The sequence below is a fragment of the Pseudomonas sp. THAF187a genome, from assembly GCF_009363395.1.
Taxonomy (GTDB): Bacteria; Pseudomonadota; Gammaproteobacteria; order Pseudomonadales; family Pseudomonadaceae; genus Aquipseudomonas; species Aquipseudomonas khazarica.
Window position 1 is genome coordinate 1,971,037 of sequence record NZ_CP045349.1, and the last position, 20,986, is coordinate 1,992,022.

General features: G+C 66.9%; 20 protein-coding genes. 12 read left to right on the forward strand and 8 right to left on the reverse strand.

Annotated elements, in window-relative coordinates; all coding sequences use genetic code 11:
- Positions 1–82: 82 nt before the first annotated feature.
- Positions 83–562, reverse strand: coding sequence for a hypothetical protein (locus FIV02_RS09170; RefSeq protein ID WP_037053528.1), 480 nt, complete (start codon positions 560–562; stop codon positions 83–85).
- 200 nt (positions 563–762) lie between these two features.
- The gene (locus FIV02_RS09175) at positions 763–1,617 is read right to left on the reverse strand and encodes a sulfurtransferase (RefSeq protein ID WP_152488430.1); all 855 of its coding nucleotides are present in this window, start codon (positions 1,615–1,617) and stop codon (positions 763–765) included.
- Between the two features lie 358 nt (positions 1,618–1,975).
- On the opposite strand from FIV02_RS09175, the gene gdhA reads away from it, so the two are divergent.
- Together gdhA and FIV02_RS09185 are read left to right on the forward strand one after the other, a co-directional pair.
- Positions 1,976–3,313 carry an NADP-specific glutamate dehydrogenase gene (gdhA, locus tag FIV02_RS09180; RefSeq protein WP_152488431.1) on the forward strand — a complete coding sequence of 446 codons (1,338 nt, stop codon included), beginning with the start codon at positions 1,976–1,978 and terminating at the stop codon, positions 3,311–3,313.
- 92 nt (positions 3,314–3,405) lie between these two features.
- Positions 3,406–4,086: a spermidine synthase gene (locus FIV02_RS09185; RefSeq protein WP_150609132.1), complete on the forward strand. Its 681-nt coding sequence runs from the start codon at positions 3,406–3,408 to the stop codon at positions 4,084–4,086.
- Between the two features lie 42 nt (positions 4,087–4,128).
- Here FIV02_RS09185 and FIV02_RS09190 read toward each other — a convergent pair whose 3' ends face one another.
- Entirely contained in the window at positions 4,129–5,190 is a 1,062-nt protein-coding gene (locus FIV02_RS09190; protein ID WP_152490101.1) for an SMP-30/gluconolactonase/LRE family protein, read from the reverse strand.
- 131 nt (positions 5,191–5,321) lie between these two features.
- Here FIV02_RS09190 and rnd point away from each other — a divergent pair, with 131 nt between their 5' ends.
- From rnd to FIV02_RS09230, 8 genes are all read left to right on the forward strand, one after another.
- Complete coding sequence (gene rnd, locus FIV02_RS09195) at positions 5,322–6,455, forward strand: ribonuclease D (RefSeq protein WP_134677964.1); 1,134 nt, start codon at positions 5,322–5,324, stop codon at positions 6,453–6,455.
- On the forward strand, positions 6,452–6,745 hold the full coding sequence (locus FIV02_RS09200) for a YcgL domain-containing protein (protein ID WP_047589720.1): 294 nt from the start codon (positions 6,452–6,454) through the stop codon (positions 6,743–6,745). The genes rnd and FIV02_RS09200 overlap by 4 nt, the downstream gene beginning before the upstream one ends.
- A 3-nt stretch (positions 6,746–6,748) precedes the next feature.
- On the forward strand, positions 6,749–7,681 hold the full coding sequence (locus FIV02_RS09205; RefSeq protein ID WP_152488432.1) for a D-2-hydroxyacid dehydrogenase: 933 nt from the start codon (positions 6,749–6,751) through the stop codon (positions 7,679–7,681).
- A gap of 86 nt (positions 7,682–7,767) precedes the next feature.
- Complete coding sequence (locus FIV02_RS09210; protein ID WP_047589724.1) at positions 7,768–8,217, forward strand: YcgN family cysteine cluster protein; 450 nt, start codon at positions 7,768–7,770, stop codon at positions 8,215–8,217.
- 100 nt (positions 8,218–8,317) lie between these two features.
- A complete protein-coding gene (locus FIV02_RS09215) occupies positions 8,318–9,544 on the forward strand; it encodes a hypothetical protein (RefSeq protein ID WP_152488433.1) in 1,227 nt (408 codons plus the stop codon).
- A 127-nt stretch (positions 9,545–9,671) separates the two neighbouring features.
- Positions 9,672–10,196: an RNA polymerase sigma factor gene (locus tag FIV02_RS09220; protein ID WP_037053494.1), complete on the forward strand. Its 525-nt coding sequence runs from the start codon at positions 9,672–9,674 to the stop codon at positions 10,194–10,196.
- The gene (locus FIV02_RS09225; protein ID WP_152488434.1) at positions 10,193–11,143 is read left to right on the forward strand and encodes a FecR domain-containing protein; all 951 of its coding nucleotides are present in this window, start codon (positions 10,193–10,195) and stop codon (positions 11,141–11,143) included. Before FIV02_RS09220 ends, FIV02_RS09225 begins: the two co-directional genes overlap by 4 nt.
- A 98-nt stretch (positions 11,144–11,241) precedes the next feature.
- On the forward strand, positions 11,242–13,779 hold the full coding sequence (locus FIV02_RS09230; RefSeq protein WP_152488435.1) for a TonB-dependent receptor: 2,538 nt from the start codon (positions 11,242–11,244) through the stop codon (positions 13,777–13,779).
- A gap of 3 nt (positions 13,780–13,782) precedes the next feature.
- Here the strand turns inward: FIV02_RS09230 and FIV02_RS09235 are convergent, their stop codons facing one another.
- Positions 13,783–14,133: a YajD family HNH nuclease gene (locus tag FIV02_RS09235; protein WP_037053485.1), complete on the reverse strand. Its 351-nt coding sequence runs from the start codon at positions 14,131–14,133 to the stop codon at positions 13,783–13,785.
- A 75-nt stretch (positions 14,134–14,208) separates the two neighbouring features.
- On the opposite strand from FIV02_RS09235, the gene FIV02_RS09240 reads away from it, so the two are divergent.
- Entirely contained in the window at positions 14,209–14,517 is a 309-nt protein-coding gene (locus FIV02_RS09240; RefSeq protein WP_152488436.1) for a hypothetical protein, read from the forward strand.
- On the opposite strand, the gene FIV02_RS09245 is transcribed toward FIV02_RS09240, so the two are convergent.
- The 4 genes from FIV02_RS09245 to FIV02_RS09260 form a co-directional block, all read right to left on the reverse strand.
- Entirely contained in the window at positions 14,514–14,984 is a 471-nt protein-coding gene (locus FIV02_RS09245) for a Crp/Fnr family transcriptional regulator (RefSeq protein WP_152488437.1), read from the reverse strand. The genes FIV02_RS09240 and FIV02_RS09245 overlap by 4 nt on opposite strands.
- A gap of 142 nt (positions 14,985–15,126) precedes the next feature.
- Positions 15,127–16,749 (reverse strand): methyl-accepting chemotaxis protein, encoded by a 1,623-nt coding sequence (locus tag FIV02_RS09250; protein WP_152488438.1) that lies wholly within the window; start codon positions 16,747–16,749, stop codon positions 15,127–15,129.
- 239 nt (positions 16,750–16,988) lie between these two features.
- Entirely contained in the window at positions 16,989–18,353 is a 1,365-nt protein-coding gene (locus tag FIV02_RS09255) for a TIGR01777 family oxidoreductase (RefSeq protein WP_152488439.1), read from the reverse strand.
- Entirely contained in the window at positions 18,353–20,389 is a 2,037-nt protein-coding gene (locus tag FIV02_RS09260) for a S9 family peptidase (protein ID WP_152488440.1), read from the reverse strand. The genes FIV02_RS09255 and FIV02_RS09260 overlap by 1 nt, the downstream gene beginning before the upstream one ends.
- Before the next feature lie 101 nt (positions 20,390–20,490).
- Between FIV02_RS09260 and FIV02_RS09265 the strand changes: the two genes are divergently transcribed.
- On the forward strand, positions 20,491–20,964 hold the full coding sequence (locus FIV02_RS09265) for a hypothetical protein (RefSeq protein WP_047586607.1): 474 nt from the start codon (positions 20,491–20,493) through the stop codon (positions 20,962–20,964).
- Positions 20,965–20,986 lie beyond the last annotated feature (22 nt).

A 20,986-nucleotide genomic window follows, 5' to 3' on the forward strand; every position in this document is an offset into this window, starting at 1 on the left:
AAGTTCCCGAAATAGAGTGCATTGTCGGACAATTGTCTGAATTTTGCGCAGATATGGGCGCAATGCTTTCATGTCCGATCGGTCAGGCTACCTGGCTGACCTGGTCGATGTGCCGGTGCCAGGCATCGAGAAAGTCGGTCTGGCGCCCGCAGGGCTGGAACACCTTGCACCAGATCCGCCCCAGGGCGGGGACGTCGTCGGCCGCCGGCAGCTCCAGTTGCTCGGCTTCCACCAGCAGCCAGGCGATGGCCGTGGCGTAGCGCAGGTTGACCGTCAGCTCCAGGTGCGGGGCCTCGAGGAAGGCGTGCTGGCTGGCCAGGCCGCGTACCCGGCTGGCCAGCTCCGGGTCACGGGCCAGGTGCTGGTCCCAGAGCGCCAAGTGGCGTTGCTCGCTGATGCGATAGAGACCATGGCCGTGCGGGGTGTCGAGTGCGCTGCCGAGGTCCGACTGACAGGCCGCGGCACCCAGCAGCAGGGCTTCGGCCGTTGCGCTGTGACGTTGCAGGTAGAGCAGGGTAGGGCGGATCACATGCTGGCTGAGGTCGCAGGCGGCTATTCCCATGGCATCCTCGCGAAAGGTGCCGGTGGGGCCGGGCGCGTGGCAGCTGTTCTAGTGGCTCTTCGATAAAGGCCCCACCGGGAGCGGGGTTAGCCGCTCATTTTCAAGTCTAGTGCGATATTTCAGCCGTAAAGGGCTGTTTTTTAAATTGATTCCGGATTTCAGTTATTGGGCATATTTCCTTTGGTGCTTAGCGCCAGGGCTCAGTCGCCGGTGGCGATCGGATGCGCCGGGTTGGTGATCCACTCGCTCCAGGAGCCGGCATACAGCGCGGCCAGCGGGTAGCCGGCGAGGCTCATGGCGAACAGGTTGTGGCAGGCGGTGACGCCGGAACCGCAGTAGGCCACCAGGTCGTCCAGCGGGCGCTCGCCGCGCAGCGCGTCGAAGCGTTCGCGCAGCGCGGCGGCGGGCAGGAAGCGGCCATCGGCCCCGAGGTTGTCGGTGAAGGCCGCGCACTGGGCCCGCGGAATGTGCCCGGCAACCGGGTCGAGCGGCTCGACTTCACCGCGAAAGCGCGGCAGTGCGCGGGCATCGAGCAGGGTCAGGTCGGGATTGTCCAGGCGTGCCGCCAGTTGTTCGGCGCTCAGCAGCAGGCTGCTGTCGGGTTGCGCGGGGAAATCGCCGGGGGTGCTGTCTGGCTGCGCCGTGGTCAGCTCGAAGTCGGCCTCGCGCCAGGCCTTGAGGCCGCCATCGAGCAGGTACAGGTGATCGCGCTTGCCGAGCCAGAGCAGCAGCCACCAGGCGCGTGCGGCGTAGGCACCGGGGCCATCGTCATACAGCACCACCTGGCTGTCGCTGCGCAGGCCAAAGGCGCGCAGGCGTTCGACCAGGGTGCTGGGGTCCGGCAGCGGATGGCGACCGGTGACGCCCTTGACCACAGGTGCGGACAGGTCCTGCTCCAGGTCGACGAAATGCGCCTCGGGAAGATGCCCGTCGAGGTAGCTGCGGCGCCCGTAGCTCGGGTCTTCGAGGGCGAAGCGGCAGTCCAGGAGCAGCAGGTTCTCCTGGCCCAGACGTTGGCGAAGCTGTTGCGCGCTGATCAGTTGAGCGAGTGGCATGGAGCCTCCGGTGTCGTGTACGCGTTTGCCGGCATCATACCGCCTGGCCAATCCGGCGCACGCAGTTCGATGTCCCGCCAGGAAGGAGCCATTTCATGCCGGGCCTGCAACCCATCGCGCAAGGCGCGAACCTGCTCCGTCGCGCCGCCTTGTGAACCTTCGGGCAAAAATAGTGCAACCTGATGTGTATTTTTGGTGCGCATAAGGGCGCTGCAGGCACCTGTAAACCGGCGATCCATTGCTGTTTCATGTCGCTGTGCACCTTAAAGTTTCATCAGGGCGACATTTTGATCTGTTTTGGTGCCTTTTCGCCTGATAGAGTGCCGGCCACTTTGTCTGCGTGGCGTCGAGGTGCCGCATGTCGTTGTCCGTCGATTCTTTCCTGGCGCGCCTGAAACAGCGCGATCCTGATCAGCCAGAATTCCATCAGGCGGTGGAGGAGGTGGTGCGCAGCCTGTGGCCCTTCCTCGAAGCCAACCCGCGTTATCGCGATGCCGGCATTCTCGAGCGCATGGTCGAGCCGGAGCGGGCCATCCTGTTCCGCGTGCCCTGGGTGGATGATCGCGGCCAGGTGCAGGTCAATCGCGGCTTTCGCATCCAGATGAGCAGCGCCATCGGGCCCTACAAGGGTGGCCTGCGCTTTCACCCTTCGGTGAACCTCGGCGTGCTCAAGTTCCTCGCGTTCGAGCAGGTGTTCAAGAACTCCCTGACCTCATTGCCCATGGGCGGCGGCAAGGGCGGTGCGGACTTCGACCCCAAGGGCCGCAGCGAAGGCGAGGTGATGCGCTTCTGCCAGTCGTTCATGAGCGAGCTGTACCGCCACATCGGCGCCGACCTGGATGTGCCGGCCGGTGACATCGGTGTCGGCGCTCGTGAGATCGGCTATCTGTTCGGCCAGTACAAGCGTCTCTCCAACCAGTTCACCTCGGTGCTGACGGGCAAGGGCCTGAGCTACGGCGGCAGCCTGATCCGCCCGGAGGCCACGGGCTACGGCTGCGTGTACTTCGCCCAGGAGATGCTCAAGCGCGTCGGGCAGGGTTTCGCAGACAAGCGGGTGGCCATCTCCGGCTCCGGCAACGTCGCCCAGTACGCGGCGCAGAAGGTCATGGACCTGGGCGGTCGGGTCATTTCGCTGTCCGATTCCGAGGGCACGCTGTATGCCGAGGCCGGCCTGAGCGCCGAGCAGTGGCACTACCTGATGGAGCTGAAGAACGTGCGTCGCGGTCGGCTGCGCGAGATGGCCGAGCACTATGGCCTGCAGTTCCTCGCGGGGCAGCGCCCATGGAACCTGGCGTGCGACATCGCGCTGCCCTGTGCGACGCAGAACGAGCTGAACGGCACGGATGCCCGTGCGTTGCTGGGCAACGGCTGCATCTGCGTGGCCGAAGGCGCCAACATGCCCTCGACCCTGGAGGCCGTGGACCTGTTCCTCGAGGCCGGCATCTGCTACGCACCGGGCAAGGCCTCCAACGCCGGTGGTGTGGCCACCAGCGGCCTGGAAATGAGCCAGAACGCCATGCGCCTGCACTGGAGTGCCGGTGAGGTGGACGAGCGCCTGCACGGCATCATGCAGAACATCCACCACGCCTGCGTGCACCACGGCGAGGAGAATGGCCGGATCAACTACGTCAAGGGCGCCAATGTCGCCGGCTTCGTCAAGGTCGCCGACGCCATGCTGGCGCAGGGTGTGGTCTGAGCGCCCCCCGCTGCAGATGACGTTGCTGTGCCGGGCGAGCGATTCAGGCATGCTGCCTGCCTTATCGCTCGTCACGCAGGTTTGCGCTCCGCATGAAACGCTTCGTTTTGCTCGACACCGCTCCGATCCCGGGTACGGACGGTGCATTGAACCTGTTCGAATACGGGGACGATTTCGTCATCAAGATTGCCGGCGGTGATGGCGGGCAACTGATGAATACACGCATGCACGGCTCGGAAGATGCCCTGGCCGCGATTCCCTGCAAGCAGATTGCCGGGCGCCCGCAGGCGCGGGTGCTGATTGGCGGCCTGGGCATGGGGTTTACCCTGGCCTCGGCTCTGCAGCACCTGGGGGCTGACGCCGAGGTCGAGGTCGCCGAGCTGGTGCCGGGAGTGGTCGAGTGGAACCGTGGCGCGCTGGGCGCGAAAGCCGGTCATCCGCTGCGCGACCCGCGTGCGCTGATCATTCAGGAGGACGTCGCCAAGCTGCTGCAGGCTGCCGAGCAACGCTACGACGCGATCATGCTGGATGTCGACAATGGCCCGGAAGGGCTGACCCAGAAGGGCAATGACTGGCTGTACAGCATGCCCGGACTGTATCAGTGCGCCAGGGCGCTGCGCCCCGGGGGCATGCTGGCGGTGTGGTCGTCCAGCGCCGACCGGGCCTTCTCGGAGAAAGTGCGCAAGGCGGGCTTCAAGGGTGAGGCGGTGCAGGTGTATGCCCACGGCAATCGCGGCACGCGGCACACCATCTGGATCGCCCGGAAGGTCTGAACAAGCGGCCCGTGCCTGCAACGGGCAGGGCCGCTTCGTCGCTCAGTGAAGCGGCAGCTTGCCGATGCGGTCGTTGTCCAGGCTGCCGAAGTACAGGTAGTCACCCACCGGTTTCACCGACGTGACCATGCGCAGGTGCGTGCCGCTGGTGTCATGCAGGCTGCGGACGATCTTGCCGTTCTCGTCGAGGGCGATGGCGAAGCCATAGGGAATCGCCTTCGGCCACAGTGCGCGCGGCAGCTTGGCCAGTTGCGCCTTGAGCCAGGGGTGGCGATGGAGGAAGTCGGCATCCGCCTTGCGCGGCGTCGGCAGGGCCACCCAGAAGGTGCCCTTGCGGTCGCCTTGCAGGTTGTCCGGCAGGCCCGGCAGGTTGTCGATGAACACCTCATGCTGACCGGCCCGCTCGCCCTTGAGCCAGTAACGGGTGATGCGATAGCGATAGGTTTCGTTGACCAGCACGAAGTCCTCGTTGGCCGACAGCGCCACGCCATTGGCGAAGTACAGGTCATCGAGCAGCACGCGGGTTTCGCCGGTGCTCGGGTCATAGCTGAGCAGGCGTCCATGCGGGCGCGCTTCGAGCAGGTCGAGCAGGTAGTCCGGTTGCTGGAAGCGCGATGAGGCGTCGCTGAAGTAGATGATGCCGTCGCTGGCGATATCCAGGTCGTCGGTGAAGGCGAAGGGCAGGCCGTCGGCCTCTGTGCTCAGCACCTCGATGCGGCCCTGCGGATCGATGCGCAGCAGGCCCTTGTAGGCATCCGCGAGGATCAGGTTGCCGGCGGCATCGAAGTCCATGCCCAGCGGGCGGCCTCCGGTATCGGCGAAGGTTTCCACGCTGTCGTCGGCCAGCACGCGGACGACGCGTCCATCATGCAGGCCTGCGTACACCCGGCCCTGGGCATCGACTGCGGTGTCCTCCGGGCCGTGGATCTGACCGCGCGCCAGCAGCTCGGCTTTCATCAGGGTGTCGTTGGGCTCCAGTACAGCGGTCATCGGTGGTGCCTCGGGCGCTTCCCAGGGCAAGGGGTCGATGGGGCTGGGCGTGAGCGCCAGGTAGAGCGCTGCCGCGAGCAACAGCAGGACGGGCAGGGCGAGCAGTTTCTTCAGCATTGTTGTTCTTCCGTGTCGGAGGGCGATGCGCGGCACAGGTTACACAGATCGAGCCTCCGGCGGCAGCTCGCTGCCCGTCGAGTGGCCAGGGCATATATACTGCGCGCCATTGTTCATGGGAGAGCCGCGTGGCTAACGACATACACTGGATTCTCGACGACGCCAGCCTGGCCGAGCACTGCGCCGTCTGGCAGACGCTGCCCTTCGTCGCGCTGGACACCGAGTTCATGCGCGTCGACACCTTCTATCCCATCGCCGGGCTGCTGCAGGTCAGCGGCGGCGACGGCGCCTACCTGATCGACCCGCTGCGCATCAGCGACTGGGCGCCATTCGCCGCGCTGCTCGAAGCGCCCAGCGTGGTCAAGGTGCTGCATTCGTGCAGCGAGGACCTGGAGGTGTTCCTGCGCCTGACCGGCAGCCTGCCGGCGCCGCTGTTCGACACGCAACTGGCGGCCGGTTATCTCAATCTCGGTTTCTCCATGGGCTATTCGCGCCTGGTCCTGGCCTTGCTCGACATCGAGCTGCCCAAGGGCGAGACCCGTTCCGACTGGTTGCAGCGGCCGCTGTCGGCGTTGCAGGTGCGCTATGCCGCCGAGGATGTGCTGCATCTGGTGGAGGTGTACCGCGCCCTGTCCGCCCGCCTGGCGCCGCAGAAGGTCGAGTGGGTGCTGGAGGACGGTGCCGAACTGGTGGGCAACCTGCACCGCGAAGTCGATCCGGAAGACGCCTGGCGCGATGCCAAGCTGGCCTGGAAGCTTTCCCGTCAGCAGCAGGCGGTGCTGCGCGCCCTGTGTGCCTGGCGCGAGCGGCAGGCGCGTGCGCGCAACCAGCCGCGCAATCGTGTGTTGCGCGAGCATTCGCTGTGGCCGCTGGCGCGTACGCAGCCCGACAACCTGGTCGCCCTGGCGCGCATCGAGGACATGCACCCGAAGACCGTGCGTCAGGATGGTGAAACCCTGCTGCAGCTGATTCGCGATGCGGCGGCATTGCCGCCCGAACAATGGCCCGAGGCGTTGCCCGAGCCGCTGCCGATCGAGGCCTCGGCACTGCTGAAGAAACTGCGCGCCGTCGGCCAGCGCGAGGGCGAGCGCCTGGATATCGTGCCGGAGCTGATGCTGCGCAAGAAAACCCTGGAAGCCCTGCTGAAAACGGGTTTCCCCAACGGTCCGTACCAACTGCCCGATTCCCTGCGCGGCTGGCGCCGGGAGTTGATGGGCCAGGCGCTGCTCGACTGCCTGGCCAGCGAAGGAGAATCCGCGTGAAACGCATCTGCTCGATCTACAAAAGCCCGCGCAAGAACGAGATGTACCTCTACGTGCTCAAGGCCGATGCCCTGACCCGCGTGCCCGAAGGTCTGCTCGCCGTGTTCGGCCCGCCCGCGCATGCCTTCGACCTGGTGCTCAGCCCCGAGCGTCAGCTGGCGCGCGAGGACATCGCCCAGGTACTGGAGAACCTCGAGAAGCAGGGCTATCACCTGCAGATGCCGCCGCCCGAAGAGGATTACATCCAGCACCTGCCCGATGAGCTGCTGTGCCGTAACGATCCGGTCTGAGTCATGCGCCTGCTGATCGCCGAAGACAAGCACGCGCTGTATGCCGAGCAGGTCCGCAGTGCGTGCCCCGATCTGCAGCTGGTGGCGAGCGCCGAGCCGGCGCGCTTGCGCGAGGCCGCCGGGCAGTGCGAAGTCTGGCTGGGCCAGCCGGACCTGCTCACGCCGCTGCTGCGCGAGGGTTTGCGCCCGCACTGGTTGCAGTCGACCTGGGCCGGCATCACGCCGCTGCTGGCGACCGACCTGCCACGTGATTACCGCCTGACCCGCGCCGTCGGCATCTTCGGCCAGGTCATGGCCGAGTACGTGCTCGGGCACATGCTGGCGCATGAACGCCGCTTGTTCGCCCGGCTGGCGGCGCAGGTCGCGCAGCAGTGGGACAACGGCCTGCCACGCAGCCTGCGCGGGCGCCGGGTGCTGGTGGTCGGCTGCGGTGACATCGGCCAGGCCGTGGCCGAGTTTCTCGCGCCGTTCGGCGTGGAACTGCGTGGTCTGGCCAGTCAGGCGCGCGAGCAGGCACCCTTCCTCGAGGTGGCGGCGCTGAACGAGCTGCCCCGCTTGAGCGCCTGGGCCGACTACGTGGTCAATCTGCTGCCGGACACGCCCGCGACCCGTGACCTCTACGACGCGTCGCTGTTCGCCCGTTTCTGCCCGCAGGCGCTGCTGATCAACGCCGGACGCGGCACGGCGGTGGTCGATGCCGACCTGGTGGCCGCGCTGGAACGGCAGCAGCTGGCGGGGGCGGTGATCGACGTGTGCCGCGAGGAGCCCTTGCCGGCCGGGCATCCGTTCTGGGCGGCACCGCGCCTGTTGCTGACCGGGCACAGTTCGGCACCGACCGACCCGTTGCTGATGAGCGCGCTGTTCCTCGACAACCTGTCGCGCTGGCAGGCCGCAGCGCCCCTGCGCGGTGAGGTGGACTTCAGTCGCGGCTATTGACCTGCCGTTCGCCCCGCGCGGCTTGGCCCGGACGGGCGCACGAGCTAGACTGCCGCGCTTTTCTCCGCCGAGTCCATACTGCCGTCATGGCCGCCAAAGTCGAACCCTTCTGGAAACGCAAGACCCTCGCCCAACTCGACCAGAACGAGTGGGAATCGCTGTGCGACGGTTGCGGCCTGTGCTGCCTGCAGAAACTCGAGGATGAAGACGACGGCGCCGTCTACTACACGCGCATCGCCTGCAAGTTGCTGGACCTGCAGACCTGCCGCTGCAGCGACTACGCCAATCGGGTCAGGCACGTGCCCGATTGCATCCAGCTCACGCCGGCGCAGGCCGACCAGTTCCAGTGGCTGCCGCCGACCTGCGCCTATCGCCTGGTCAGCGAGGGCAAGGACCTGCCCCTGTGGCATCACCTGGTATGCGGTGACCCGGAGGCGGTGCATATCGAGCGTATCTCCCAGGCTGGACGCATGCTCAGCGAGAACAGCGTCGCCGAGGACGACTGGGAAGAGCACCTGATCTTCCGCGCGGGTTGATTGCCTCGCCACTTCGTGGCAAATCTGTCGGGCGCCCATGGAATTGCCCCGGGGCGTCGCGGTCATATGCCGCCAGTTCCCGCACCAGGAGTGTTGCTCGATGTCCCTTCGCTTGCCGTTGTTATCGTCTCTGCTGCTTCTGAGCCTGCCGGCCTTCGCCGCGACCCAGAAGGTCGATCTGGATTATCGCGTGCGCTTCCTGCCGGACAGCGATCAGGCCGAGGTCAGCATCACCCTGGAGAAGGGGGAGCGCGTCCGCAGCCTGGATTTCAACCTGGGTGACGACGGGCGCTACAGCGACTTCGAGACCGACGGCCAGTGGTCACAGGACGTCGCCGGGCGCGGCAAGTGGCAGCCGGGCAAGGGCAAGAGCGTGCTCAGCTACCGGGTGCAGATCGACCATGAGCGCAAGTCGGGGCGCTATGACGCGCGGATGACCAAGGACTGGGTGCTGCTGCGTGGCGACGACCTGGTGCCGGCGGCCAAGCTCGATCAGCAGGACAAGACCGAACTGGTGTCGCGCCTGCAGTTCGACCTGCCCAAGGGCTGGAAGAGCGTGGAAACCGGTTGGCCACGCATCGGCAAGAACCGCTTTCGCGTCGACAATGCGCAGCGCAAGTTCGACCGCCCGACCGGCTGGATGCTCGCCGGCAAGCTCGGCACCCGGCGCACGCGCCTGGGCGATACCGAAGTCGCCATCTCCGCGCCGGTGGGCGAGGGCATGCGGCGCATGGATATCATGACCTTCCTCACCTTCGTCTGGCCGCAGTTGCAGCAGGTATTCCCGCGTGATCCGAACAAGCTGCTGATCGTCGGGGCCGGCGATCCGATGTGGCGTGGCGGCCTGTCGGCGGCCAATTCCTACTACATGCACGCCGATCGTCCGCTGGTCAGCGAGAACGGCACCAGCTCCCTGGTGCACGAGCTGGTGCATGTCTTCGGGCGCATCTACGGGCGCGAGCGCAGCGACTGGATCGCCGAGGGCCTGGCCGAGTACTACGCCATCGAACTGGTGCGCCGCGCGGGCGGCATCAGCGAGGAGCGTTACCAGAAGATCCGCGAGCAGCTGATCGACTGGAGCAAGCCGGTCAACAGCCTGCGCACCGATCACGCCACCGGGCCGGTGACGGCGCGTGCGGTGCTGCTGCTGCAGGAACTGGACCGCGAGATTCGGCAGAAGACCAAGGACAAGGGCAACCTGTCACTGGACGACGTGACCCGCGGGCTCATGCGCCTGGACCGGGTCAGTACCCAGGATTTCATCGACATCACCGAGAATGTCATCGGTGGTCCGTCGAAGACGCTGGATACGCGCCTGCTGCGTTGAGTTGACCTGCATACGATAACTGCTATTAAATGATATTTATTATCATTAATTGGCGCCTTCGGGCGCCTCATGCAGTTAGGGGGCCTCGTGCAGGCAGTCTGTTGCACCGCGCCCGCTGGTGCCGCCCGTGGATGAGCAGTTTCGCGGCACCTTCTCGTCGGTCTACCGCAGCGTCCACACGGAACTGACGCGCTTCTTCCGCAAACGCCTGGAAAGCCAGGCCGATGCCGCCGATCTGGCTCAGGACGCATTCGCCCAGTGGCTGGGCTGGCGGGATCGCGCTGGCGTCGAGCAGCCGCGCGCCTTTCTCTTTCACATCGCGCGCAACCTGCTGCGTGACCACTGGCGTCGCCAGCAGCGCCAGGGCCAGCGCGAGCCGCTGGAAGCGATCGCGGATACCGCCGCCACGCAAGCGAGTCCACTGGAGCGCCTCGACCAGCAGCAGCGCCTGCGACAGCTGGCCCGTGCCCTGGAGGGCCTGCCACCGCGACGGCGCGAGGCGCTGATCCTGCACCGCTTCGAGGGCCTGTCGCAGAGCCAGGTGGCTGAGCGCATGGGCATCTCGCTGAGCATGGTGGAAAAACACATCGCCGCCGCCCTGCTGCATTGCCGGCAGCAACTGACGCCTGACACAGGGAAGGATGAGCAATGAGCGAGCATCGAGTCGACCCGACGTCGCCTGACGAGCAGGCCGCCCTCTGGTTCGCCCGGCGCCATGGCGATGCCTTCGGCGCCCGCGACGAAGCCGACCTGCAGGCCTGGCTGGCGGCCGACCCCGCCCATGCCGAGGCGTACGCCGACCTGCAGCTGCTCTGGCAGGACATGGCCCAACTACCCAGGCCGCCGATTCCGGCTGAACGCCCGGCGCCCCGGCGGCGCTGGCGTTCGCTGGCGGCAGCCGCCTGCCTGGTGCTGCTGGCGCTGCTGCCGGCCTGGCTGGATGTCTCGCCGGATGGGGCGCTCACCCTGGTCAGCGGGCCGCAGACGCCCCGCGAGGTGACCCTGGAGGATGGCAGCCGTATCCATCTCAATCGCAACACGCGCCTGGAGGTGCGCCTGCTGGCGGAGCGGCGCGAGGTCGAGCTGGTGCAGGGGCAGGCGTTCTTCGAGGTGGCCAGGGATGTGCAACGGCCGTTCCGGGTGCAGGCCGGGGAGGGGAGCGTGCAGGTGCTCGGTACGCGCTTCGACGTGCGCCGTGGCCGCGAGCTGCTGGCCGTGAGCGTGGAGAGCGGGCGGGTCGCCCTGCAGCCACGCGCGGATGCCCCGCTGGTCGAGCTGCTGGCAGGGGATCGCGCGGTCTACGACGGCGGCCGGGGCACCTTGCTGCGCTCGCGGGTCGCCGACGGTGAAGTGGCCAGCTGGCGCTCCGGGCGGCTGGTCTTCCAGCAATGGCCACTGGCACAGCTGCTCGATGAGCTGTCGCAGTACGGCGCGACGCCGGTGTCGTTCGGCGATGCCGCGCTGGCCGCCAGGCAGGTGTCCGGCAGCGTCGATCTGGCGCGGCCCGACGACTTCCTCAGTGCCTTGCCGGTGCTCCTGCCGGTGAAGGTCGAGCCGCTGGACGATGGCAGCGTTCGGCTCATCAGTACACCAGATTAAAAAATATTTTCATTCTCATATGCGGATATTTTTCATTTAAGCGTCTTCCATGCCAACCACCTCATGCCGTGGTGGTGTTGCAAGCAGTGGAGACCCGCATGAAAACCCGCATTTCGCCCAGTGCCTGGTGGCGTTCCCGCACCGGTGCCGCCCTGATGATCGGCTGCCTGATGGGGGCAGCCGCCCAGGCGCAGCCACGTGATTTCGATCTGGCCGCGCAGCCCCTGGGCAGCGCGCTGACGGCCCTGGCCCGGCAAGGGCAGCTGCAGATCTTCTTCGAGAGCGATCAGGTCCAGGGGCTGCAGGGGCCCGCGCTGCGCGGGCGCTACGAACCCGTCGAGGCGCTGCGGCAGTTGCTGCGCGGCAGCGGCCTGGAGCTGGTGGAGGCCGCGGGGAGTTTCGTGGTGCGCCGCATGCCGGTCTCGACGAACGAGGCCAACGCCATCGAGCTGGGCTCCGTCAGCATCGTGGGCGACGGTCGCCAGGTCGACTCGGCCAGCGTCGGGCGCTCGACGCTGACGCGCAAGGAGATCGAGCGTCAGCAGGCGGAGAACATTCCCAGCCTGCTGCAGACGCTGCCGGGCGTGAGCATGGGCGGGTCGTCCAAGCAGGGCGGGCAGACGGTCAACATCTGGGGGCTGGGTGATGCCGAGGACGTTCCGTTCAGCCTCGACGGCGCGTCCAAGAGCGGCTTCGAGCGCTACCAGCAGGGTACGGTGTTCATCGAGCCCGAGCTGATCAAGCGCATCGAGGTCGAGAAGGGGCCTTATTCGGTGTTCACCGGCAACGGCGGCTTCGGCGGTACCGTGCACATGGAGACGAAGGACGCCCCGGACCTGCTCGAGGAGGGACGTGACCTGGGCGCCATGCTCAAGTACGGCTATCACAGCAACGACCAGCAGAAGCTCTACAGCGGCGCGGTCTACGGCCGCAGCGAGGATGCCCGCTTCGACGGCCTGGCCTACCTGACCACACGCGATGGCCGCGACATGAAGCTGGCCGGGAACATCCAGCTCGAACCCGAGTACGAGTACCCGCAGCGCTATCCGTTCACCGACAAGAAACTCGATGGCGCCTTGCTCAAGGGCAACTTCCGCCCGAACGACGAGCACAGCTTCGGCCTGACGTTCATGCGTTCGCGCAGTGACGAGTTCGTCCCCTTCAGCGCGGCCAGCTTCCTGTTGCCGAGCAAGTACAGCATCGACCGCTACGGCAGCCTGGAGGCGGCCATGCGCCGGCTGATGGCCGATCGCAAGGTGACTGACACCACCTGGGCCGGCCGCTATCGCTACCAGCCGCTGGACAACCCCTGGATCGACCTCGAACTGAAGGCCTCCTGGTCCGAAACCGAGCAGATCGACGAGCGCGGTGAGGATGCCAGCTACTCGCTGGCCACCGGTGGCAAGTGGATGCGCACGGACTATCAGGACCGGGTCGTCGAGCTGCGCAACACCAGTCGCTTCGACACCGGCGTACTCGGCCACGAGCTGACCGCAGGGGTGGCCTGGCACGGCCACAAGCGGGACGTGCTGATGTACCTGCCGGGTTCCACCTACAACCGTCCGCAGTACAACTATGGCTGGTTCCAGCCTTACTTCATGCCGCGCGGCTCGCAGACGTCGCGCAGTGCCTACCTGCAGGACGCGATCACCCTGGGCGACCTCACCATCACTCCGTCATTGCGCTTCGACACGGTGCGCAACCAGGGCAAGGAAAACCTGGCATCGAACTACAACAACCCCGAGCGCGGGCATGACTATCGGGCGCAGACCTACACGGGCTGGTCGCCGCGCCTGTCGCTGTTCTGGCGGGTCACCGACGAGTTCGCCCTGTTCGCCGACTACGCCCGGACCTGGCGCGCGCCGGTGATCGACGAGCAGTACGAGCTGCAGAACAGCACGACCATCGGCGGAACCAGTCGCGGCCTGGACGCCGAGCGTATCCGCGCCTTGCGTGCAGGCAGCGTGGTCAGCCTCGGCAATCTGCTGCGCGAGGGCGACAGCCTGCAGGTTCGCACGACGGTGTTCCACCACCGGATCGAGGACGAGATCTTCAAGCTGCGCAGCATCGCCTGCGAGCGCCAGGCTGCGGAGGGGGGCTCCATTTCCGCGAAGTGCGGCGAATACCTGCCGTTGTCCAACTACCGCAACCTGCCGGGCGTGACGCTCAAGGGGTTCGAGGTGGAGACCTACTACGACAGCGACCGCCTGTTCGGCAGCCTCACCTATGCCTGGGTCAGCGGCAAGCACGACGGTGCCTACAGCAACCCCTGGGGGCCGGACGTCTGGGCCCGTGATGTGCCGCCGGCGAAGTGGGTCGCGACGCTGGGCCTGAAGGTGCCCGAGGCGGACCTGCTGATGGGCTGGCAGGGCGAGTTCGTGCGCAAGACCGACCGCTTGCCCAGCGACTTCTACGATGTCTCCGGCGAGAGCGTGTGGGATCAGCACGACAACGACAGCTACGACACCCACCGGCTGTTCGCGGAATGGGCGCCGACGATGAAGGGGCTCAAGGGCACGCGGGTCAACCTGACCGTGGACAACCTGTTCAACCGCTTCTATCGACCGGCGCTGAGCGGCGACGGTGCCTACAGCCAGGGGCGCAATGCCAAGATCAGCGTGACGCGCTTCTTCTGACGATCAGGACTTCTTCAGCAGATCCGCCAGGCCGGCCAGGCCCTTGTGCGTGACCTTGCTGCCAGAGCCGGCGCTGGCCGCTTCCTCTTTCTGGTAGTGCAGGTCGACCTGGCGCTGGTGCTCGTTGTCGTGGCAGTACAGGCACAGCAGCTCCCAGTTGGAGCCGTCTTCCGGGTTGTTGTCGTGATTGTGGTCGCGGTGGTGCACGGTCAGCTCGCTCAGGCGCTTGCCGCTGAACTCGCGACCGCAACGGCCACAGAAGTGCGGGTACATGCGCAGCGCCTTTTCCCGGTAGCTGGTTTCGCGGCGCTGCTGGGCCTCGGCGAGAATCTTGTCGAGCTTGCTGGTGGTCATGAGTCGTTTCACTGGAACGTTCGTGGGTGGGTGTTGCCAGAATAGAACGAAAGCGCATCGCGCAGGAGGTCTTCGATGAAGCATGTCAGGCCCTGGCTGGCCACTCTGCTGTTGCTCGCGGGGCAGGCCCTGGCCGAGGGGCAATCCGCACCGCTGCTGCGCATGCCGGAAACGTCGACGCAGCCCACCACCAGCCAGCCTTATGCAAGGCCGGCACAGACGCCTGCCGGGCGCTCGGGGTTGGCGCCGCTGTTGCCGGCGCCGCGCTCCGCACCGGCGAAGGACCTGCCGCTGGAGTCGCTGCAGCAGCAGTTGCAGCGCAATCAGCAGGGTGGCAACGAGCGCCGCAGCCCAGGCGCGAGCGAGACGCGGAAGACCGACTAGGGCTGGTTGACCAGGCGCCCGTCGGCCATGCGCAGGCGCCTGGACATGCCGACGGCGATGGCGCGGATCACCTGGGCGGCCGTCCTCGGGCTTTCCTGCAGCATCTTGTCCAGCGCGTCCTTGCCCAGCGACAGCAGCACGCAGTCGCAGGTGGCCACGCAACTGGCCGAGCGGCGTTCGCCGTCGAGCACGGCCATCTCGCCGAAGGCTCGGCCACGGCGCAGGCGGGTCACCTCGACCTCTTCGCCGCTGGCATTGCTCTTGCGGATCGAGACACTGCCCTGGACCAGGATGCACATGAAGGTACCGGCGTCGCCTTCGCTGAAGATCGCCGTCCCCTCGTTGATGCGATTGAGGTTGAAGTAGCCGGCGGCGGTCTGCACGTCGCTGCGATCCAGGGTGTCGAACAGGCCGCAGTCGAGCAGCATGTCGCGGATCGCGTCGATCAGGTGGGAGGTATCGGACATTGGGGTGTCACGCTGAAAGAACGAGCTGGCGACCTTAGCGTCTGCGTTCGGCGTTGCCAATCCCGTCTTCCTGCCGATGTGACGGGCAGCAGGCAAACCCGGCAGGGCGGCGTCGCGTTCACCGGCGCCGCCCGCTGACACCCTAGAAACTGAAGCGGCGCATCACCCCCTGCAAGCGCTCGGACATGCCCTGCAAGGCACGAATGGCCTGGACGATGCCGCCTTGCGCGGCGGAGTTCTCCTCGACGATCTGCGCGACCTGTTCGACGTTCTGCGCCACCTGTTCGCTGGCGGCGCGTTGCTGCTGCAGGGCGGTGGCGATGAGCCCCACCGACTGCAGCGACTCGTCCAGTGCCACGCGGATCTCGCCCATGGTGGTGGCGCTGTTCTCCACCAGTTGCAGGCCGGTGTCCACCCGCGAGCAGGTGGCGGACATGCTGTCGCGGGCCTGGCAGACGCCATTGTGGATGGCCTCGACCAGGGCGACGATCTCGGTGGTGGACTGTGCGGTGCGCGCGGCCAGGCTGCGCACCTCGTCGGCCACCACGGCGAAGCCACGGCCCTGTTCACCGGCGCGGGCGGCCTCGATGGCGGCGTTGAGGGCGAGCAGGTTGGTCTGTTCGGCGATGCCACGGATCACGTCGACGATGGCGCCGATGTTGCCGGACTGTGCGGCGAGTTGCTCGACATCGCCGGAGCACTGCGTCACCAGCGAGGCGATGCGGCGGATTTCCTCGATGGCCTGGGTGGTCACCTGCAGGCCGCTGTCGGTCAGCTCGCCGGCCTGGCGGGCGCGGTCGTGGGTGTGCTGGGCGCTCTCCGCGATGTGGTTGATGCTCACCGCCAGTTGCTCGACCGTGGCGGCCATCGCCGCTGCGGTGTCGCTCTGGATATTGGCGCTGTTGAGCACCTGTTCGGAGGAAGCGGCCAGTTGCAGGGTGGCGCACTCGATTTCCTCGGAGGCTTCGCCGATGTTGCCGATCACGTCGTGCAGGCCGTGGCGCATCGCCTGCACCGACTTCATCACGCCGCTGCTGCCACCGCCGTCCTGCTGCGCGCCGTCGAGGCGGCCGGAGGCGATGCGGGCGCTGATCGCCTCCAGCTCACCGGGTTCGGCACCCAGCTGGCGGCCGAGCAGGCGGCTGAAGTAGAGCACGTGCACGCTGCCCAGCAGCAGCGCGACCACCAGCAGCAACAGGCTCAGGCGCAGGCTCCTGGCGTAGGCCGCCTCACCCAGCAGGTACTGGCGCTTGGCCTCGCCGAGCTGGACTTCGATCAGCTCGGAAAACTTGGCCGACAGCGGGTCGATCAACGGGTACAGGTCGTTGCTGGCGAAGCGCTCGATTTCGCCCCGGTCACCTCGGATGAGCTGGCTCTGCAACTGCTCAAGGGGCTGCTGTGCCTTGCTCATCAGGGGGGTGATCTCGTCGATCAGGCGCCGCTCGTCGGCGATCAGCTGGGTGGCCAGGTAGGCTTTCCAGATCTCGGCGATACGCTGCTGGGCCTGCTCGATCATCTGTTGCGCGGCGTTGCCGCTGAGGGTGCCGCTGCGCGCCTTCTGTGTGGCGTCGACGATGTTCACCGCGTAGAGGTCGGCAATCTGCTTGAGGTCGCGCAGCGGTACCACGCGGTCCAAGTAGACGGTCTGCAGGCCGCCGACGGTGGTCTTGAGGCCATGCAGGCCGAGCAGGCCGACGGCCAGCAGCGCGGTGAGCAGAACGCTGGCGAGCAGCAACAGGTGAGTGCGTATCTTCCAACTCTTCATGGCAGGGTCTTCCTTGGCAGCAGGAAAGGGTGGCTCATGGCCATTGCCAAGCGCCGTGCGTTCAGCCTAGATCAGATTTCGCCGCCAGCGCGGCGAGTTGGTCGAACGGTCAGGTTTGTTACCGTTCGTCGCTGAAAAGTGGCAGCAGGCCAGGTGTGGCGGGGCTTTGACGTCAGAGAGAGAACCGCGCCAGCACCCGCTTAGGGTGCTGGCCCAGCCTTGGCCGCCGCTGCGCGCGGCTAGCGCCTGGCGAGCAGCTGCTGGAGTGCGGGTTGCAGCTGCGGGTAGCGGAAACGGTAGCCGCTCTGCAGCAGGCGGGTCGGCACCACGCGCTGGCCGGTGAGCAGGACTTCGTCGGCCATCTCGCCCAGCAGCAGGCGTACCAGCGCGGCCGGCACCTTCAGTCGCAGGCGCGCCCAGGGCACCTGGCGCTGCAACGCCTGGCAGAAGTCCTGGTGGCTGACCGGCTCGGGGGCGGTGAGGTTGATCGGGCCGCTGAGTGGCGTGTGCATCAGGTAGCTGCAGATATCCAGAACATCGTCCAGGTGTATCCAGGGCATCCATTGCCGGCCGTCGCCCAGCTGGCTGGCCACACCCAGTTCGAAGGGGCGCTTGAACTCGGCCAGGGGGCCGCCATCGCGACCCAGGACGATGCCGATACGCAGCAGGCACACGCGCAGGCCAAGCGCCTGCATCTGCAGGGCTCTGGCTTCCCATTGAGCGCACAGCCGATGGGAGAAACCGTCGTGCGCCTCGCTGTCTTCATCGAGCGGCTCGTCCTGCCAGTGCCCGTAGTAGCCGACGGCGGAGCCGCTGAGCAGCACCTCGGGCTTGTGCTCCAGGCGCTGCACCAGTTGCAGCAGTGCGTCGGTGGTGTCGAGCCGGCTGCTCAGGAAGCGTTGTTTGCGCGCAGGGTTCCAGCGTTGCCCGGCCAATGGCTCGCCAGCCAGGTTGATCAGGCAGTCGATGCGCTCATCGCTGGCGATCTGCGCCAGGTCGGTCAGCGCACTGATGCGCCCGCGCACCTGGCCGAGACTGGCCAGGTCGCGGGTCAGGATCAGTACCTCATGGCCGGCCTGGCTCAGCGCCGTGGCCAGCGGGCTGCCGATGAAACCACTGCCGCCGGTGATCAGCACACGCAGGCGGCGCCCGCTGTCATGGCGCAGTGTCAGCGCCGGCGAACGTGGCCGGGTGGCGGGCCTCAGGGCCAGCAACGGGATGCCCATGGCCAGAGCGGCCGCGCCGTTGAGGTAGGCGTGCAGGGTGAAGCCGAAGGCGATAGAGAAGGCACTGTCGAGCAGGCTCCACAGCAGCAGGGCGGCGATCAGCACGGGTTTGATCAGGCCCAGGCCGTGGCGACGGTAGATCACCAGCAGCGCGCAGAACAGCAGGCCCCAGCTGGCCACGGTGGGCCCGAACAGGCCGACCAGGGTGCGCAGCGGCACCTGCTGCTCGGGGCTCGGCAGGGGCAGGCCACGGGCGGCGTACAGGTAGTCGAAGTACCCCTGGGTCAGCGGCAGGTGGGCGGCAAAGGCCAGCACGATGCCCAGCAGCACGTGCCCCGCGCCCATCAGCAACAGCCAGCGATACAGCAGGCCCTGCATCAGCGGATATCCAGTACGCGCAAGAGGAAGGCGTACTCCAGCGCCACGTCGCGGATCCCTTGATAGCGACCGCTCATGCCGCCGTGGCCGGCGTCCAGGTCGGTCTTGAGCAGCAGCAGGTTGTCGTCGGTCTTGCGCTCGCGCAGCCTGGCCACCCATTTGGCGGCTTCCCAGTACTGCACGCGGCTGTCGTTGTAGCCGGCGACGGCGAGGATGGCCGGGTAGGCCTGGGCGCGGACGTTCTCGTAGGGGGCGTAGCCCTGCAGCCGGGCGAAGACCTCGGGCTGGTTGGGGTCGCCCCATTCGTCGTACTCGGTGACGGTCAGCGGCAGGTCCGGGTTGAGCATGGTGTTGAGCACGTCGACGAAGGGCACCTCGGCGATGGCGGCGGCGAACAGTTCTGGGCGCTGGTTGAGCACCGCGCCGATCAGCAGGCCACCGGCGCTGCCGCCGCTGATCGCCAGGCGTGCGGGGCTGGTCAGGCCCTCGGCGATCAGGCGTTCGGCGCAGGCGATGAAGTCGTCGAAGGTGTTCTGCTTGTGCTCGAGCTTGCCGGCACGGTACCAGGCTTCGCCCATCTCGCCGCCGCCGCGCACGTGGGCGATGGCGAAGATGAAACCGCGCTCCAGCAGGCTCAGGCGGGCGTGGGAGAACCAGGGGTCGAGGCTCGCGCCGTAGGCGCCGTAGCCATAGAGATAGAGCGGTGCCGGCTGGCCGGCGGTGAAGACCTCGCGGCGCGCCACCAGGCTGATCGGCACCAATGTACCGTCACCCGCGGTGGCCCAGAGGCGGCGGCTCTCGTAGGCGTCGGCGTCGAACGGACCTTCCACCGGCGTTTGCTTGAGCACCTGCTGCTCGCCGCTGGCCAGCTCCAGCTGGCGTACCTGGGCAGGGCGGCCGAGGGCCTCGTAGCGCAGGCGGATCACCGTACTGTGGAACTCCAGGCCGTCCTGCACGTAGAGGCTGTAGGCGGCATCCGGCAGGGCGACGCGGTAGCTGGCCGCTCCCTGCGGCTGCACCTCGAGCACGGGCAGGCCGCCTTCGCGCAAGGCGAGGACGATGGCGCTCTGATTCAGGGTCGCGCCTTCGAGCATCACCTGCGCATCGTGCGCGCGAATCTGCTGCCAGTGCGGGCGTTGCGGCTGGTCTTCGGCGGCGCGGTACAGGGCGAAATTGATGCCGCTCTGGTTGCTGCGGATCAGCCAGCACCACTGGCCGTCGAGCATGCCGTGGTCGGCGTCGTACTCGTGGCCTTCCTCGCGCGGTGCCAGGCAGGCGAATGCTGCTTGCGGCGTGTCGGCGTCCAGCACCCAGACTTCGCTGGTGGTCTTGCTGCCCAGTTGCAGGATCAGCTGACGTTCGGAGCTGGACCGGTAGCAGTGCAGGAAGAAGCGACCGTCGGCTTCCTCGAACACCGCTTCGGCCGCGTCATCGCCGAGGCGGTGGCGGTGCAGCCTGTACGGGCGGTGGGTGTCGTCCAGTTCGGTGAAGAACAGGGTCTGGCTGTCGTTCGCCCAGGTCATGCTGCCGTCGCAGTCGTCGAAGGGCAGCTCGCGTATCGCGCCGCTGTCGAGTTCCTTCACGAACAGGCGGTAGATTTCGTCACCGCTGGTATCCAGGCTGTAGGCCAGGCGCCGCTGGTCGGGGCTGATGCTGAACGCGCCCACCGAGAGAAAACCGCCGGCGGCCAGTTCGTTGGGGTCCAGCAGCAGCGTCTCGCTGGCCGCGTCGACCTCGAGCGAAGCGCCCGCCGGGCGGGCGCAGCGGTAGTGGCGCGGGTACTCGTCGCCTGCCGTGGTGCGCTGGTAATAGAGATAGTCCCCCCAGGGCGTGGGCAGCGACAGATCGGTTTCGCGGATGCGCCCCTTGATCTCCTCGAACAACTGCTCGCGCAGGGCATGCTGCGGGGCCAGGGTGCTTTCCAGGTAGGCGTTTTCCGCTTGCAGGTAGGCCAGCACCTCCTCGCTGTCGCGGTTTTCCAGCCAGCGGTAGGGATCTGTGCCGGCTTCCTGGCGGGCACGAGGGGCAGTGGACATGCTGAAACTCCAGAACTGGGTGCCCGACAGGGGCGCCGGGGCGAGCAAAAGCCGTTATCATAAGCGCCCCTTTGCCACACCTGCCACGCCGGCGACTGCTTATGATGAACGAAAACGACTACCTCATGGCCTGGGCCGCATACGGTGTTGCCGCCCTGGGCTGCCTGCTGGTGTGGATGCGCATGACCACCTGGATGTGGCGCTATGCGCGTGAGCCGCTGCGGGTGCTGGTGGCCGTGCTGCTGTTCAGTCCGACCATCGTCGACCCGGCGCGTGAGCTGTTCGCCCCGGCGATTGCCGTCACCGCCATGGACCTGCTGCTCAAGGTCGGCAACAACGCCTGGCGTGCGGTGGCCGACCTGTCGCTGTATGGCCTGATCGCCTTCGCCCTGTACCTGCTCTTCGTCGCCATCCGCTGGCCCATCGAACGCTGGTGGCAAGGTCGCCGTGAGGAGCAGGTGAGTGAGGTCGACAACGATTCGCGTACGCTGCGCGAGCGGATGGAAGAGGACGACGACCTGCCGCTGCGTGACTACGGCCACGACCGTTCCGGTCGTCTGGAACCGCGTATCTGATCTGCCGCCTTGCGCCTGCCGC

Bases quoted from the DNA above. Each gene is read 5' to 3' on its own strand.
- FIV02_RS09225 (WP_152488434.1), top strand. From the start codon at position 10,193: ATGAGCGAGCATCGAGTCGACCCGACGTCGCCTGACGAGCAGGCCGCC.
- FIV02_RS09260 (WP_152488440.1), bottom strand. From the start codon at position 20,389: ATGTCCACTGCCCCTCGTGCCCGCCAGGAAGCCGGCACAGATCCCTAC.
- FIV02_RS09255 (WP_152488439.1), bottom strand. From the start codon at position 18,353: ATGCAGGGCCTGCTGTATCGCTGGCTGTTGCTGATGGGCGCGGGGCAC.
- FIV02_RS09240 (WP_152488436.1), top strand. From the start codon at position 14,209: ATGAAGCATGTCAGGCCCTGGCTGGCCACTCTGCTGTTGCTCGCGGGG.
- FIV02_RS09170 (WP_037053528.1), bottom strand. From the start codon at position 562: ATGGGAATAGCCGCCTGCGACCTCAGCCAGCATGTGATCCGCCCTACC.
- FIV02_RS09245 (WP_152488437.1), bottom strand. From the start codon at position 14,984: ATGTCCGATACCTCCCACCTGATCGACGCGATCCGCGACATGCTGCTC.
- FIV02_RS09210 (WP_047589724.1), top strand. From the start codon at position 7,768: ATGGCCGCCAAAGTCGAACCCTTCTGGAAACGCAAGACCCTCGCCCAA.
- FIV02_RS09265 (WP_047586607.1), top strand. From the start codon at position 20,491: ATGATGAACGAAAACGACTACCTCATGGCCTGGGCCGCATACGGTGTT.
- FIV02_RS09230 (WP_152488435.1), top strand. From the start codon at position 11,242: ATGAAAACCCGCATTTCGCCCAGTGCCTGGTGGCGTTCCCGCACCGGT.
- FIV02_RS09235 (WP_037053485.1), bottom strand. From the start codon at position 14,133: ATGACCACCAGCAAGCTCGACAAGATTCTCGCCGAGGCCCAGCAGCGC.
- FIV02_RS09185 (WP_150609132.1), top strand. From the start codon at position 3,406: ATGAAACGCTTCGTTTTGCTCGACACCGCTCCGATCCCGGGTACGGAC.
- FIV02_RS09205 (WP_152488432.1), top strand. From the start codon at position 6,749: ATGCGCCTGCTGATCGCCGAAGACAAGCACGCGCTGTATGCCGAGCAG.
- gdhA (WP_152488431.1), top strand. From the start codon at position 1,976: ATGTCGTTGTCCGTCGATTCTTTCCTGGCGCGCCTGAAACAGCGCGAT.
- FIV02_RS09215 (WP_152488433.1), top strand. From the start codon at position 8,318: ATGTCCCTTCGCTTGCCGTTGTTATCGTCTCTGCTGCTTCTGAGCCTG.
- FIV02_RS09250 (WP_152488438.1), bottom strand. From the start codon at position 16,749: ATGAAGAGTTGGAAGATACGCACTCACCTGTTGCTGCTCGCCAGCGTT.
- FIV02_RS09175 (WP_152488430.1), bottom strand. From the start codon at position 1,617: ATGCCACTCGCTCAACTGATCAGCGCGCAACAGCTTCGCCAACGTCTG.